Annotated in this window: 15 protein-coding genes; 6 read left to right on the forward strand and 9 right to left on the reverse strand. The window is 72.8% G+C overall.

Annotated features, from left to right (window positions below; all coding sequences use genetic code 11):
- The first annotated feature begins 11 nt into the window (after window positions 1–11).
- The 3 genes from ACZ462_RS00400 to ACZ462_RS00410 all read left to right on the forward strand — a co-directional run bounded on the left by ACZ462_RS00400 (window position 12) and on the right by ACZ462_RS00410 (window position 3,001).
- A complete protein-coding gene (locus ACZ462_RS00400; RefSeq protein WP_467808046.1) occupies window positions 12–623 on the forward strand; it encodes a 2'-5' RNA ligase family protein in 612 nt (203 codons plus the stop codon).
- Between the two features lie 169 nt (window positions 624–792).
- On the forward strand, window positions 793–1,674 hold the full coding sequence (locus ACZ462_RS00405) for a YihY/virulence factor BrkB family protein (RefSeq protein WP_467808045.1): 882 nt from the start codon (window positions 793–795) through the stop codon (window positions 1,672–1,674).
- A gap of 97 nt (window positions 1,675–1,771) precedes the next feature.
- A complete protein-coding gene (locus ACZ462_RS00410) occupies window positions 1,772–3,001 on the forward strand; it encodes an RNA-guided endonuclease InsQ/TnpB family protein (protein ID WP_467808073.1) in 1,230 nt (409 codons plus the stop codon).
- A gap of 12 nt (window positions 3,002–3,013) precedes the next feature.
- Here ACZ462_RS00410 and ACZ462_RS00415 read toward each other — a convergent pair whose 3' ends face one another.
- Window positions 3,014–4,255 carry a D-alanyl-D-alanine carboxypeptidase family protein gene (locus tag ACZ462_RS00415; protein WP_467808044.1) on the reverse strand — a complete coding sequence of 414 codons (1,242 nt, stop codon included), beginning with the start codon at window positions 4,253–4,255 and terminating at the stop codon, window positions 3,014–3,016.
- A 121-nt stretch (window positions 4,256–4,376) separates the two neighbouring features.
- Between ACZ462_RS00415 and ACZ462_RS00420 the strand changes: the two genes are divergently transcribed.
- Both ACZ462_RS00420 and ACZ462_RS00425 read left to right on the forward strand, forming a co-directional pair.
- A complete protein-coding gene (locus tag ACZ462_RS00420; RefSeq protein ID WP_467808043.1) occupies window positions 4,377–4,637 on the forward strand; it encodes an SCO4848 family membrane protein in 261 nt (86 codons plus the stop codon).
- The gene (locus tag ACZ462_RS00425) at window positions 4,634–6,010 is read left to right on the forward strand and encodes a metallophosphoesterase (RefSeq protein WP_467808041.1); all 1,377 of its coding nucleotides are present in this window, start codon (window positions 4,634–4,636) and stop codon (window positions 6,008–6,010) included. The genes ACZ462_RS00420 and ACZ462_RS00425 overlap by 4 nt, the downstream gene beginning before the upstream one ends.
- 22 nt (window positions 6,011–6,032) lie before the next feature.
- Here ACZ462_RS00425 and ACZ462_RS00430 read toward each other — a convergent pair whose 3' ends face one another.
- Complete coding sequence (locus ACZ462_RS00430) at window positions 6,033–6,677, reverse strand: TetR/AcrR family transcriptional regulator (protein ID WP_467808040.1); 645 nt, start codon at window positions 6,675–6,677, stop codon at window positions 6,033–6,035.
- A 91-nt stretch (window positions 6,678–6,768) separates the two neighbouring features.
- Here ACZ462_RS00430 and ACZ462_RS00435 point away from each other — a divergent pair, with 91 nt between their 5' ends.
- On the forward strand, window positions 6,769–7,797 hold the full coding sequence (locus ACZ462_RS00435) for an NAD(P)-dependent alcohol dehydrogenase (protein ID WP_467808038.1): 1,029 nt from the start codon (window positions 6,769–6,771) through the stop codon (window positions 7,795–7,797).
- A gap of 161 nt (window positions 7,798–7,958) precedes the next feature.
- Here ACZ462_RS00435 and ACZ462_RS00440 read toward each other — a convergent pair whose 3' ends face one another.
- The 7 genes from ACZ462_RS00440 to sdhA form a co-directional block, all read right to left on the reverse strand.
- Window positions 7,959–8,762 (reverse strand): TetR family transcriptional regulator, encoded by an 804-nt coding sequence (locus ACZ462_RS00440; RefSeq protein WP_467808036.1) that lies wholly within the window; start codon window positions 8,760–8,762, stop codon window positions 7,959–7,961.
- Between the two features lie 11 nt (window positions 8,763–8,773).
- On the reverse strand, window positions 8,774–9,244 hold the full coding sequence (locus ACZ462_RS00445) for a thiol-disulfide oxidoreductase DCC family protein (protein ID WP_467808034.1): 471 nt from the start codon (window positions 9,242–9,244) through the stop codon (window positions 8,774–8,776).
- A 3-nt stretch (window positions 9,245–9,247) separates the two neighbouring features.
- Window positions 9,248–9,652, reverse strand: coding sequence for a hypothetical protein (locus ACZ462_RS00450; protein ID WP_467808072.1), 405 nt, complete (start codon window positions 9,650–9,652; stop codon window positions 9,248–9,250).
- Window positions 9,653–9,772: 120 nt separating this feature from the next.
- On the reverse strand, window positions 9,773–10,549 hold the full coding sequence (locus ACZ462_RS00455; protein WP_467808033.1) for an alpha/beta fold hydrolase: 777 nt from the start codon (window positions 10,547–10,549) through the stop codon (window positions 9,773–9,775).
- 122 nt (window positions 10,550–10,671) lie between these two features.
- Complete coding sequence (locus tag ACZ462_RS00460; protein WP_467808032.1) at window positions 10,672–11,223, reverse strand: hypothetical protein; 552 nt, start codon at window positions 11,221–11,223, stop codon at window positions 10,672–10,674.
- Window positions 11,224–11,363: 140 nt separating this feature from the next.
- Window positions 11,364–12,128, reverse strand: coding sequence for a succinate dehydrogenase iron-sulfur subunit (locus tag ACZ462_RS00465; RefSeq protein ID WP_467808031.1), 765 nt, complete (start codon window positions 12,126–12,128; stop codon window positions 11,364–11,366).
- The gene (sdhA, locus tag ACZ462_RS00470) at window positions 12,128–13,882 is read right to left on the reverse strand and encodes a succinate dehydrogenase flavoprotein subunit (protein WP_467808030.1); all 1,755 of its coding nucleotides are present in this window, start codon (window positions 13,880–13,882) and stop codon (window positions 12,128–12,130) included. The genes ACZ462_RS00465 and sdhA overlap by 1 nt, the downstream gene beginning before the upstream one ends.
- Between the last annotated feature and the right edge of the window lie 11 nt (window positions 13,883–13,893).

Below are 13,893 nucleotides of genomic sequence, written 5' to 3' on the forward strand. Positions count from 1 at the left end.
AGGAGAGACACGTGGGGACCGTCACGCTCGGCGTTTCGATCGCGGTCCCGGAGCCGTACGGCAGCCAGCTCCAGCAGCTGCGGGCCGGCTTCGGGGACGCCGCCGCGCACGGCATCCCCACGCACGTCACCCTGGTCCCGCCGACCGAGGTCGAGGCGGAGCGGCTGCCCCGGATCAGGGCCCACCTCGCGGAGGTCGCGGAGGCCTTCGGGACCTTCGCGATGCGCCTGGAGGGCACCGGCACCTTCCGCCCGCTCTCCCCGGTCGTCTTCGTCCGGGTCGTGGAGGGCGGCGAGGGCTGCAACCGCCTCCAGGGCCTCGTCCGCGACCCGGCCGGGCCGCTCGACCGGGAGCTCGCGTTCCCGTACCACCCGCACGTCACGGTCGCCCACGGCATCCCCGACGAGGCGATGGACCGGGCCTTCGCCGAGCTCGCCGACTACAGCGCCGCATGGCCGTGCACCGGCTTCGCGCTCTACGAGCAGGGCTCCGACGGCGTCTGGCGCAAACTGCGCGAGTACCCCTTCGGGAACGCCGCCGCCGGCGCAGTCCCCGCACAGCCCGGCTCGCCCGTCGACGAGGCGGCCGGAACGGCTGCCGACCCGGCCCCCGGGCAGTCCTGACGCGCCTCCCGGCGCAGCGGGCGCAGGGTCCGGCGGGTACGGAACAGCACGGCGCGCAGGACCAGGCGCGGGAACGGGTGGAGGCCCGGGCGAAAAGTCACAAACGACGACCGTAGTGCGCGCAAGCGGCAATCACCGCCATTTCCGAGGGCTCCTTTACGGTGACCCCATGGACTGGCTGGTGAAACTCCCCGTGGTCGGCCCGGCGGCCGCCCGGCTCATGCAGACCCGCGCATGGCAGGCGTACCAGCGCCTGGAGCGCGTCCACTGGAGCCGGCTCGCCGCCGCGATCACCTTCATCAGCTTCCTCGCGCTCTTCCCCCTGATCACCGTCGCCGCCGCCGTCGGCGCGGCCACCCTCGGCGAGGACGAGCTGGACAGGCTCCAGCAGACCCTCGCCGAGCAGGTCCCCGGCATCTCCGACCAGCTGGACCTGCCCGGACTCGTCGCGAACGCCGCCACCATCGGCGTCGTCGCCGGGGCCCTGCTGCTGCTCACCGGCATCGGCTGGGTCGGCTCCATGCGCGAGTGCCTGCGCGCCGTGTGGGAGAAGGACGACGACGAGGGCGAGAACCCGGTCGTCCGCAAGGGCAAGGACGCCCTCGTCCTGCTCGGCCTCGGCGCGGCCGTCCTCGCCTCGGCCGCCGCCTCGATCATCGGCTCCAGCGCCGTCGGCCGGGCCGGCTCCTCCCTGGGCGTCCCGCAGGACGGCGCGGGCGGACTGCTGCTGCGCGCCGCGGCGTTCCTCGTCGGCGTCCTCGCCGCGTTCCTGCTCCTGCTGTACCTGCTGACCCTGCTCCCCGGCGTCGAGCCGCCGCGCCGCGCCCTCGTCCAGGCGGCGCTGATCGGCGCGGCCGGCTTCGAGCTGCTGAAGCTGCTGATCGGCGGCTACATCCGGGGCGTGGCCGCGAAGAGCATGTACGGCGCCTTCGGCGTACCCGTCGCCCTGCTGCTGTGGATCAACCTCACGGCGAAGCTCCTGCTGCTCTGCGCGGCCTGGACGGCTACGGCAGAGCCTGTAAGAGCGTCCCGGCCCTCAGATCAGGGGTGAATCGCCAGGCCGCCTGATTGTGGCGATATATGTTCGATATCACCCTATAGTGCGGTTTTGCTCTTGTGTGGTGGCATGGATCGATAGAGTGATCGTCGTGCATATCCGGTACAGCTTCCGCGTGTACCCGAGCGCTGGTCAACGCCAGGTGCTCGACAGGACGTTCGGATGCGTGCGGGTCGTCTTCAACGACGCTTTGCGCGTCCGCGAGGAGGCCCGGGCGGCGGGGCTGCCGTTCATCACCGCAGCGGAACTGTCCAGGCGCCTGACCGCTGCCAAGAAGACGCCGGAACGGGCCTGGCTCGGCGCGGTCTCCGCAGTCGTTCTCCAGCAGTCCCTCCGGGATCTGGACTCCGCATACCGGAGCTTCTTCGACGGCCTCAAGGGCAAGCGCCCGCGAATGGGTGCCCCGCGCTTCAAGACGAAGCGGGACAGCCGGCAGTCGATCCGTTTCACCGCGAACGCCCGCTGGGCGATCACAGAGGGTGGGAAGCTGAGGCTGCCGAAGATCGGCGACCTCGCGGTGAAGTGGTCCCGGGCACTGCCGTCCGCCCCGTCAAGCGTCACGGTACTGAGGGACGCCGCGGGCCGGTACTTCGCGAGCTTCGTCGTGGAGACCGGCCCGGACGAGATACTGCCGAAGACGACGCCCGAGGTCGGTGTCGACCTCGGCCTCGGGCACTTCGCCGTCCTCTCCGACGGCCGGAAGATCGACTGCCCGCGTTTCCTGCGTCGGGCCGAGAAGCGCCTGAAGAAGGCGCAGCGAGACCTGTCCCGCAAGACCAGGGGTTCCCGTAACCGGGACAAGGCCCGGCTGAAGGTCGCCCGCACGCACGCGCGGGTCGCCGATGCGCGCCGCGGGTTCCACCACCAGCTCTCCACGAGGCTGATCCGCGAGAACCAAGCGATCGCGGTGGAGAATCTGGCGGTGAAGGGGCTCACCCGCACCAGCCTGGCCAAGTCCGTCCACGACGCCGGATGGTCGGCGTTCGTGGCGATGCTGGAATACAAGGCCGCCCGGTACGGGCGGACCTTCGTCCGGATCGGCCGTTTCGAGCCCACCTCTCAGGTGTGCTCGGTGTGCGGTGTAAACGACGGCCCCAAGCCCCTGCACGTCCGTGTGTGGACTTGCGGGTCATGTGGGGCCGTCCTGGACCGGGACATCAACGCGGCGGTCAACGTCGCCAGGGCGGCCGGACTGGCCGTGACAGCCTGTCGAGCGCAGGTAAGACCAGGACTCGTCCCGGCACCGCGCAGCGAAGCAGGAACCCACCCGAAGCGGTCCCCACGGCTCGTGCGGGCGCAGGCGGGAATCCCGGGCCGTTAGCCCGGGAGGATGTCAAGGCAAGAGCTCTTCCTCCGGACGGCGGCGACGGCCGGCCGGGAAGCGCCGGTTGAAGGCGTACGACCCGCCCACCACCAGGGCCAGCGTCCCGGCGGCGACCGCGAGGGCGGTGCCGCGGGCGCCGCCCTCCCCGCGGCCGGCCGCGGCCGCCTCCCGGTCGTGGGACTGGGCGGGGGAGCCGAAGGAGGAGGTGTCGGCGCTCTTCGGCGGGACCAGCTCGCCGACCGGCTTGACCTTGCCGGCCGCGGCGAAGCCCCAGTCGAGGAGGTCCGCGGTCTCCTGGTACACCGAGTTCAGCCCGCCCGACGGGTTCATCACCGTGACGAGGAGCTGCCGGTCGCCGCGCCGGGCCGCGCCGGTGAAGGTGGAGCCGGCCATCGTGGTGTTGCCGTTCTTCACCCCCGCGATGCCCTTGTAGGCGGGGAGCCCGCCCGCGCCGGTCATCAGCCGGTTGGTGTTCTGGATCTCGAAGTACTCGCGGGTCCCGCCGTCCTGCCGGCCCGGGAACTTCGCGCTGGCCGTGCCGCAGTACTCGCGGAAGTCCGCCTTCTGCAGCCCGGAGCGGGCGATGAGGGTGAGGTCGTACGCGCTCGACACCTGGCCCGCGGCGTCGTACCCGTCGGGCGAGACCACGTGCGTGTCGAGGGCCTGGAGCTCCTCGGCGTGCGCCTGCATGTCCCGCACGGTCTTCTCCACACCGCCGTTCATCGCCGACAGCACGTGCACGGCGTCGTTCCCGGACCGCAGGAACACCCCCAGCCACAGGTCGTGCACCGAGTACTCCAGGTCTTCCTTGACGCCGACCAGGCTGGAGCCGGAGCCGACCTCCGACAGCTCCTCCGACGTGACCCGGTGGACCCGGTCCTTGGGGAGCTTCGGCAGCAGGGTGTCGGCGAAGAGCATCTTCATCGTGGAGGCCGGAGGCAGCCGCCAGTGCGCGTTGTTCGCCGCGAGCACCTCGCCGGTGGCGGCGTCCGCGACGATCCACGACCGCCCGGTGAGCGTCGCCGGCAGGGCCGGCGCCCCCGCCAGCGGGTTCACCTGCACGCCCGGCTTGCCGAGCAGCGCGCCGCCCACGGTCGACATCGACTCCGGAGGGGCGGCGGGGGCCCGGTGCGGCTGCCCCTTGCCGTCGGCGGGCGGCGCGGGCGGCGAGGCGTGCGCGGGGACCGTCAGGAGCGAGGGGACGAGCAGCGCGGCGGACAGGACCGCGAGCGCGGTCTTCTTTGCAGACACGCAGGTGAACGTACATCCCGATCGGCTCGCGGCCACCGGGGACCGGCCAAGTCGGGCGAACCACTGCCGGGACAGCCCACCCTGGCGCGTCCGTCCTGGGGACCGAACCGATACTGGGGGCATGAGACTCAGCCGCGCCGCCTCCTGGTTCCTGCTCGCCTTCGGAGTGTGGAGCTGGTTCATCTGGGTGTCTTTCGTCCGGAACCTGTGGAGGAACGGCAGCGGCCTGGCCTTCGACGCCGCCGGCGAGCCGACCACGTACTTCTGGGTACACCTTCTCCTGGCGGTGTCCTCCTTTCTCCTGGGGACGGCCGTTGGTGTGATCGGGTTGCGCGGCGTGCTCGCCCTGCGGCGCGAGGCGCGCGCGGAGCGCCCGGAATGAGCGCGGCCCTGGCCGTCGCCGCGGTCCTGCTGGTCCTGTCCCTGCTGGCGCTGGTCCACCGGTGGCTGTGGATACGGCTGGTGCGCGACACGACGCGGCCCGGCGGGGCGGCCCGCCGGGCCGGCACCGTGCTCGCCTTCACCCTGCCGCTCCTCTCGCTGGCCGCCCTCACCGCGGGGCGCGCCGGGGCGCCCTTCCCGGTCCAACAGGCCGTGGCCTGGCCGGGTTACCTGTGGCTGGCCGTCCTGCTGTACCTGACCTTGGCCGTCCTCGTGACGGAGCCGGTGCGCGCCGTCCTGCTCCGGCGCGGCGCGGCCGCGCGGCCGGAGCCGCGGCCCGGGGACCCGCGGCCGCAGCCGGAGCCCCGGCCGGAGCCGCAGCCCGCGTCCGCGGGGGCTCCGGCCGCCGCGCCGCCGCCGCGGCCGGCTCCGGCGGGCGGGCCGTCCGCGGAGCATCCGCAGGACGCGGCGCAGGCCGCCGCCGAACCGGATCCCGAGCCCGCCGCCGAATCCGCCGCCGGCCCGGATGCCGGGGCGGAGGGCGCCGGCCTGAGCCGGCGGGTGTTCGTCGCCCGCGCCCTCGCCGGCGCCGCGGCCGCCGCCGCGGCGGGGACCGTCGGGTACGGGACGTACGGGGTGCTGCGCGGGCCGAGCGTGAAGCGGGTGCGGGTGCCGCTGGCCAGACTGCCCCGCGCGGCGCACGGCTTCCGGATCGCCGTCGTCAGCGACGTCCACATCGGCCCGGTCCTCGGCCGGGCGCACACCGCCCGCGTCGTCGACGCCGTCAACGGCACCCAGCCCGACCTGATCGCGATCGTCGGCGACCTCGTCGACGGGGACGTGGCCGACCTCGGGCCCGCCGCCGAGCCGCTCGCCCGGCTCCGGGCCCGGCACGGCGCCTTCTTCGTCACCGGGAACCACGAGTACTTCTCGGGCGCGCAGCAGTGGATCGACCACGTCCGGGAGCTGGGCGTGACCCCGCTGGAGAACGCGCGCCGCGCGCTGCCGTACTTCGACCTCGCGGGCGTCAACGACGTCCAGGGGGAGCGGGAGGGCACCGGGCCGGACTTCCGGGCCGCCCTCGGGGACCGCGACCGCGGGCGGGCCGCCGTGCTGATGGCCCACCAGCCCGTCGTGGTCCACGAAGCGGTCCGGCACGGGGTCGACCTCCAGCTGTCGGGCCACACCCACGGCGGCCAGCTGTGGCCGGGCGAGTACCTGGCCGGCCTCGCCAACCCGACCGTGGCCGGGCTGGAGCGCTACGGCGACACCCAGCTGTACGTCTCGCGGGGCGCGGGCGCCTGGGGCCCGCCGGTCCGGGTCGGGGCCCCGTCCGACATCACGGTCGTCGAACTGGCCTCCTACCAGGCCTGACCGGCCCGGGGCCCGGGCCGCGTCACGCGGCGAGGCGGCGTTCGAGGCCGTCGAGGATCAGTTCCAGCCCGAAGCCGAACTCCGCGCCGTACTCGTAGCCGGGCTGCATGACGTGCTCCCGGGCGAGTTCCGCGAGGTGGGGGTACTCCTGCGCCGGGAACTGCCCGAGGAGGTCCTCGACGGCGCCCGCCGCGTCTCCGGGCTCGAACGGCAGGGCCGCCTCGGTCAGGGCGAACCCGTACACGTAGCTGTCCAGCAGCGAGTACGCGTGCGCGGCGAGCGCGACGGGGAAGCCGCCCCGCCGCAGCACGGCGATCACCGCGTCGTGGTGGCGCAGGTTGGCCGGGCCGGGGTGGGAGCGCGACTCCATGAGCGCGGTCGCCCAGGGGTGGCGGCGCAGCACGGCGCGGGCGGAGTGGGCGCGGTGGTGCAGCGCGGTGCGCCAGTCCGCCTCGGCGGGCGGCAGGTCGATCTCGGCGAAGACGGCGTCGACGATGCCGTCGACGATGGCCTCCTTGTTGGGCACGTGGTGGTAGAGCGACATCGGCTTGACGCCGAGTTCCTGCGCCAGCGACCTCATCGTCAGGGCTGCGATGCCGCCCTCGTCCGCGACGCGGACCGCCGCGGCGAGCACCCGCTCCCGGGTGAGCGGAGCGTGCTTGGCCATCTCGCCTTCCGTCGGCACTCGTGGGTTGACTGCTGCCCGAAGGGTACCGTACTAAGTAAGTCGTACTTAGTACGGGAGAGAGGCGGACGGCATGGACCCCACCGGACGGGCGGTACCGGCCCCCACGCGGGCCGGCGTGATGAAAGCGGTCGTCCAGGAGGGGTACGGCCCTCCGGAGGTGCTGCGCCTGGCCGAGGTGCCGCGGCCGTCGCCCGGGCGGGGCGAGGTGCTGGTCCGGGTCCGCGCGGCCGGGGTCACCCGGGGCACCTGGCACCTGATGGCCGGCCTGCCCTACGTCGTCCGGCCGTTCACCGGGCTGCGCCGACCGCGGAACCCGGCCGTCGGGCACGACGTGGCGGGCACCGTCGAGGAGGTGGGGCCCGGGGTGGCGGAGTTCGCGCCGGGCGACGAGGTCTGGGGAGTGGCGTCCGGCTCGTTCGCCGAGTACGCGGTCGCCCGCGCCGACCGGATCGCCCGCAAGCCGGACCGGCTGGGCTTCGCGGAGGCGGGCGTCCTGGCGGAGTCCGGGCTCACGGCGCTCCAGTGCCTCCGGGACGCGGGCCGGGTCCGGGCGGGGCAGCACGTCCTGGTGGTCGGGGCCTCGGGCGGCGTCGGGACGTACGCGGTTCAGGTGGCCAAGGCGCTGGGCGCCGAGGTGACGGGGGTGTGCAGCACGGCGAAGACCGACCTGGTGCGCGCGGTCGGCGCGGACCACGTGGTCGACTACACCCGCACCGACTTCGCGGCCTCCGGCCGCCGCTACGACGTTGTCCTGGACATCGGCGGGAGCAGCCGGCTGTCCCGGCTGCGGGCCGTGCTGGCGCCGCGCGGGACGCTCGTCATCGCGGGCGGCGAGGACGACGGCAACTGGCTGGGCCTGCGGCGGCAGTTCGCCGCGCTGGCCCTCGCGCCGTTCGTGCGGCAGCGTATGGCGGTGCTCGTGGCCAAGACGCGCCGCGCCGACCTGGAGACGCTGGCCGGCCTCGTCGAGGACGGCCGCCTCATGCCCGCCGTGGGCGCCCGCTTCCCGCTGGCCGACGCCCCGGAGGCCCTGCGCCTCCTGGCGGCCGGCGGTGTACGCGGCAAGGCCGCGATCGTGGTCCGCGAGGAGGGCGCCTAGTGCTGTGGCCGGGGAGGTTTGCCGGGTCGCGGTGTCCGGTGCGGTGCATCGCAAGGCGGAGGGCCGTGGCTCGTACTGGGCGTACGTGTGCGGTCCGACAACGCGGCGAGGTGCCGGGCCGGGCGCCGTGACCAGGTGAACCTCCCCGGTCACAGCACTGGCTAGCGCTGTGACCGGGTCCGGCGGGTCTTCACCGGCTCCGGGGCGGCCGCCTCGGCCTCCGCCTCGGCGTCCGGCTGGGGGTCCGGGTGGGGGTCCGAGGCGCGCTTGCCCCGGGAGACGGCTGTCTGCGCCATGCCGGGCAGGAAGTCCGCGAACAGCTCGTGCACCTCCCGGACGAGCGGGCGCAGCACCCGGAAGCGGGCCAGGGCGATGCCGCGCGTCGTCAGCTGGGCGCCGCGCTCGGCGAGCCGCCGGGTCTTGGCGCTGCCCGGCGAGCGGTCGAAGACCCAGTACAGGACGAGTCCCATCTGCGCGAGCCACATCAGCTCGGGCAGGACGTCGGCCAGTTCGTCCGGGACCTTGGTCTTCGCGCCGGCCAGCACCTCGCGGTGCATGTCGATCGCGGCCCGGCGGGCGGGCTCGGACTCGGGGGAGAAGGGGCTGAGCGGGCTCTCCGGGTCCGCCGCGTTCTTGAAGAACTGGGAGGCGAACTCGTGGTAGGGCTCCGCGACGTCCAGCCAGCTCGTCAGTACGCCCGCGAGCCGCTTCTGCAGGTCGGTCTCCCGGTCCAGGATCGGCCGGACCGCCGCCTGGTGGGCGGCGCCGATCCGGTCGTAGAAGCCCTGGACCAGGTGTTCCTTCGACTCGTAGTAGTAGTAGGCGTTGCCGACCGAGACTCCCGCCTCCTTGGCGATGGCCCGCATGGTCGTCTTGTCGAACCCGCGCTCCTGGAAGAGGCGGAGCGCGGTTTCGAGGATGAGCGTGCGGGTCTGCTCGCTCTTGGGAGCCTTCTGATCAGTCACGGTGTCCGAGCCTATCGGGACGGCGGGCAGTGGTCTCCGCAGGCGGTCTCCCGCGCATCCTCCGCCCCTTCCCCGGCGGTCTGCGCCGCGGACTGCGCGCCGGGTTCGGCCCGTACGGCCTGACGCCAGGCGGAGGCGGTGTACATGGCGCCCCGGGCGAAGGGGCGGCCCGCGGGGGTGGCGAGCCATTCGGCCTTCGGCCGGTGCTCGGCCAGCGCCCACAGGCAGACGATGAAGGCGTCGGTGCCGGTCCACAGCTGCCCGGAGTCCCCGATCACCGTGATCTCGCGGAGTGTTGCCGCGTGGTCGAGCGCCGGGTAGAGCCGCCGGGCCTCTTCGGATCCGGCGGGGACGAGCCGGAGGGGGACGATCCAGGGCCGGCCGAGGAGCCAGTGCCGGATGTGCACGCACAGCGGGCAGTCGGCGTCGTACAGGACGGTCAGCCGCCGGACGGGCGGGGCGCCCTGTGCCTCCCGGGCCACCGGTCAGGCCCCGGCCGGCGTGGTCCAGCCCTGGGGGGCGACGGGCGGGGTCTGGCGGCGCTCCATGATGCCGCGGCGCCGCATCCTGTTCAGCACCCACACGTTGCCCAGGTGCATCACGCCGAGGACGAGCAGGACGACGCCCAGCTTGACCGAGAGGGCCTCGAAGAGGGTGCGGGCGGTGTCGATGCTGTCGGCCGAGCGCAGGTAGAGCGTCACGAAGCCGATGTTGACGAGGTAGAAGCCGACGACCAGCAGGTGGTTCACGGCGTCGGCGAGCTTCTCGTCGCCGTGCAGGACGTCCGCGATGAAGATCCGCCCGTTGCGGCTCAGGGTGCGGGCGACCCAGATGGTGAGGCCGATGCTGATGAGCAGGTAGATGACGTACGCGACGACGGTGAGGTCCATGCCCTCGCCCCCCTTGAACGTGTTCAACTCGTTGGCACGCCTGACTGTAGACCTCTTTTTGAACAGGTTCAAGCGAATGGGGGTGGTGCACGCGGCGGGCTCGCGCAGAGCCCGCCGCGGTCATCCGCGCCCGCGCCCGCCGAGGAAGTCGAGCAGCAGGGCGGTGGTCTCCTGCGGGCGCTCCAGCGACGGCAGGTGCCCCGCCCACGGCAGCTCCACGTGGCGGGCGCCGGGGATGCGGCGGGGGAGGGAGGCCGCGATCCCGCGGAAGTCCGGTACGTCGTGTGCGCCGCCGACCGCGAGGGTCCGTGCGGTGACCGCGCCGAGGTCGGCCTCGCGCGGGGGCAGCTCGTGTTCGCCCTCCGCCGACAGGGCGGTCTCGAAGCCGCGGCGCTGCATGGCGCGGACCAGGTCGCGCGTGCGGTCGTCGGCGGACGGGCCGAGCCAGGTGCGCACCATCAGCTCCACCGCCCCGTCGACGTCCCCCGCCTCCAGCAGCGCGTCCTCCAGGTCGCCGACCTCCCGCAGCCCGGGGCCGGGGACGTGGCCGGCCACGGCGGGGCACAGCAGGGCGAGGTCGGACACCCGGTCCGGGTGCAGGGCCGCGACCTGCAGGGCGACCAGGCCGCCGTACGACGAGCCGACGAGGGCGGCGCGCCCGATGCCGAGTGCGTCGAGCAGGGCGAGGACGTCGTCCTCGTCGCGGTAGGGGGCGGTGGCCGGCGGCGAGTCGCCGCAGGTGCGGAAGTCCATCCGGACGACCCGGAACCCGGCGGCGGCGAGCGGCTCCCACTGGGGCTGCCACATCCGGCGGTCGCAGACGGAGGAGTGCAGCAGGACCAGCGGGGGGCCGTCGGCCGGGCCGGCGGTGTCATGGGCGGGAAGAGTGTCGATCACGGCCACATCCTGGCCGACCGGGCCCGCCCCCGCGCCCCGGTTTTCCGTGCCCCCGGAAGGCCCGCCCCCGCCCCCCGCCCCCGCCCCCGCCCCCGCCCCCGCCCCCGTCCTCCGCCGGGCCGTCAGATGCTCAGCGAACGGGCCTGGTTCACCATGCTCATGACCCAGTGGAAGGTGTTCTGGTCCGTCGCCGGGATCATCGTGGAATGGTGGCGGCCGCCGCTGGTGACGGTGACCTGGATGAACCCGGTGGTGACCTTCTCCTTCATCAGCAGGAACAGCAGCCCCAGCAGGCAGAAGATGAAGAACACGATGGCCAGGACGACGGCGTGCGTCGGCATCTTCGTCTCGGTGCGGGAGAAGTCCGTCGCGTTCCACATCGCGCCCCGCAGCGGCATCGTGCCCGACGGGGTGATGATCTGGTCTCCGGCGATGGTGATGTCACCGATCGTCAGGCCCGCGCCGCCCGCGCCCGCCCCCGCGACGGGCGCGGCCGGGTAGGCCGGGGCAGGGGCCGGCGGCACCGCCGGGGGCGGGGCCTGGGAGGGGATGCCCGCGCCGCCGACGGTCGGCTGGTAGGCGGGCGGCGCCGGGTACGGCTGCGGGTACCCGTAACTCGGGCTGCCGGGGCTTCCGTTGCCGCCCGGGTAGGGATTCGGCTGCTGGTCACTCATGCGGCCGATCCTCGCACAGAAGCGGCCGCCCGCCCCCGGCCCGGGCGGAATCGGCCCTCCGCCCGGGAACGCCGCGGGGGCGCCGCTCCGGTCGTGGACCGGGGCGGCGCCCCCGCGGGTGGTGCGTGCGGCCCGAGGGCTCAGAAGCGGCGCGTGATCAGGGCGCGCTTGACTTCCTGGATCGCCTTCGTGACCTCGATGCCGCGCGGGCAGGCGTCCGTGCAGTTGAACGTGGTGCGGCAGCGCCACACGCCGTCCTTGTCGTTCAGGATCTCCAGCCGCTGCTCGCCGGCCTCGTCACGCGAGTCGAAGATGAAGCGGTGCGCGTTGACGATCGCCGCCGGGCCGAAGTACTGGCCGTCGTTCCAGAACACCGGGCACGAGGACGTGCACGCGGCGCACAGGATGCACTTGGTGGTGTCGTCGAAGCGCTCGCGGTCCTCGGCGGACTGCAGGCGCTCGCGGGTCGGCTCGTTGCCCTTGGTGACCAGGAACGGCATGACGTCCCGGTACGCCTGGAAGAAGGGCTCCATGTCGACCACGAGGTCCTTCATCACGGTCAGGCCCTTGATGGCCTCGACGGTGATGGGCTTCTCCGGGTTGATGTCCTTGATCAGCGTCTTGCAGGCGAGCCTGTTCTTGCCGTTGATCCGCATCGCGTCGGAGCCGCAGATGCCGTGCGCGCAGGAGCGGCGGAAGGTGAGCGTGCCGTCCAGGTTCCACTTGATCTTGTGGAGACCGTCGAGCACGCGCTCCTTCGGGTCGATCTCGATCTGGAAGTCCTGCCACTCCGCCTGGTCGGAGACCTCGGGGTTGAAGCGGCGGATCCGGAACGTGACCGTGATGTACGGGGAGTCGGCGGCCGGCGCCGCGTCGTCCTTCTTCACGAGGGTCGGGGTGGCCATCAGTACTTACGCTCCATCGGCTGGTAGCGGGTGGTGACGACGGGCTTGTAGTCGAGCCGGACGGAGTCCTTTCCGTCGGCCGCCACCTCGCGGTACGCCATGGTGTGGCGCATGAAGTTGACGTCGTCGCGGTTCGGGTAGTCCTCGCGGTAGTGGCCGCCGCGGGACTCCTTGCGGGCCAGTGCCGAGACGGCCATGACCTCGGCCAGGTCGAGCAGGTTGCCCAGCTCGATGGCCTCCAGCAGGTCCGTGTTGAACCGCTTGCCCTTGTCCTGGATCGAGACGTTCTTGTAGCGCTCGCGCAGCTCCGCGATCTTCTCGACCGCCGTCTTGATGGTCTGCTCCGTGCGGAACACCGACACGTTGGCGTCCATCGTCTCCTGGAGCTCGTTGCGCAGGTCCGCGACCCGCTCCGTGCCGGTGGAGTTCCGCAGCCGCTCGACGAGGTCGACCACCAGCTCGGCCGGGTTCTCCGGCAGCTCGACGTAGTCGTTCTCGGCGGCGTACTTGGCAGCGGCGATGCCGGACCGCTTGCCGAAGACGTTGATGTCCAGCAGCGAGTTGGTGCCCAGGCGGTTCGCGCCGTGCACCGACACGCACGCGACCTCGCCGGCCGCGTACAGGCCGGGGACGACGGTCGTGTTGTCCGCCAGGACCTCGCCCTCGACGTTGGTCGGGATGCCGCCCATGGCGTAGTGCGCGGTCGGCTGGATCGGGATCGGGTCCGTGTAGGGCTCGATGCCGAGGTACGTACGCGCGAACTCGGTGATGTCGGGCAGCTTGGCGTCCAGCTGCTCCGGCGGCAGGTGCGTCAGGTCCAGGTACACGTGGTCGCCCTCGGGACCGCAGCCGCGGCCCTCGCGGATCTCCGTGTAGATGGAGCGGGAGACGACGTCACGGGACGCGAGGTCCTTCATGACCGGCGCGTACTTCTCCATGAAGCGCTCGCCGTCCTTGTTGCGGAGGATGCCGCCCTCGCCGCGGGCGCCCTCCGTCAGCAGGATGCCCATGCGCCAGATGCCCGTCGGGTGGAACTGGAAGAACTCCATGTCCTCCAGCGGCAGGCCGCGCCGGTAGCAGGCCGCCTGGCCGTCACCGGTGAGGGTGTGCGCGTTGGAGGTCACCTTGAAGAACTTGCCGTTGCCGCCGGAGGCGTAGATGACGGCCTTCGCCTGGAAGATGTGGATCTCGCCGGTGGCCAGCTCGTACGCGACGACGCCGGCGGACTTCTTGACGCCGTCGACCTCGGTGATCAGCTGGTCCAGGACGTAGAACTCGTTGAAGAACTCCACGCCCTCCTTGACGCAGTTCTGGTACAGCGTCTGGAGGATCATGTGGCCGGTGCGGTCCGCGGCGTAGCAGGACCGGCGGACCGGAGCCTCGCCGTGGTTGCGGGAGTGGCCGCCGAAGCGGCGCTGGTCGATGGTGCCGTCCGGGGTGCGGTTGAACGGCAGGCCCATCTTCTCCAGGTCGAGGACGGCGTCGATGGCCTCCTTCGCCAGGATCTCGGCGGCGTCCTGGTCGACCAGGTAGTCGCCGCCCTTGACGGTGTCGAAGGTGTGCCACTCCCAGTTGTCCTCCTCCACGTTCGCCAGCGCGGCGGCCATGCCGCCCTGCGCGGCGCCCGTGTGGGAGCGGGTGGGGTAGAGCTTCGTCAGGACCGCGGTGCGGCTGCGCTTCGTCGCCTCGATGGCGGCGCGCATGCCCGCGCCGCCGGCGCCGACGATGACGGTGTCGTACTTGTGGATCTTCATGGGATGTTGTC

Source organism: Streptomyces sp. NPDC031121 (assembly GCF_055570615.1).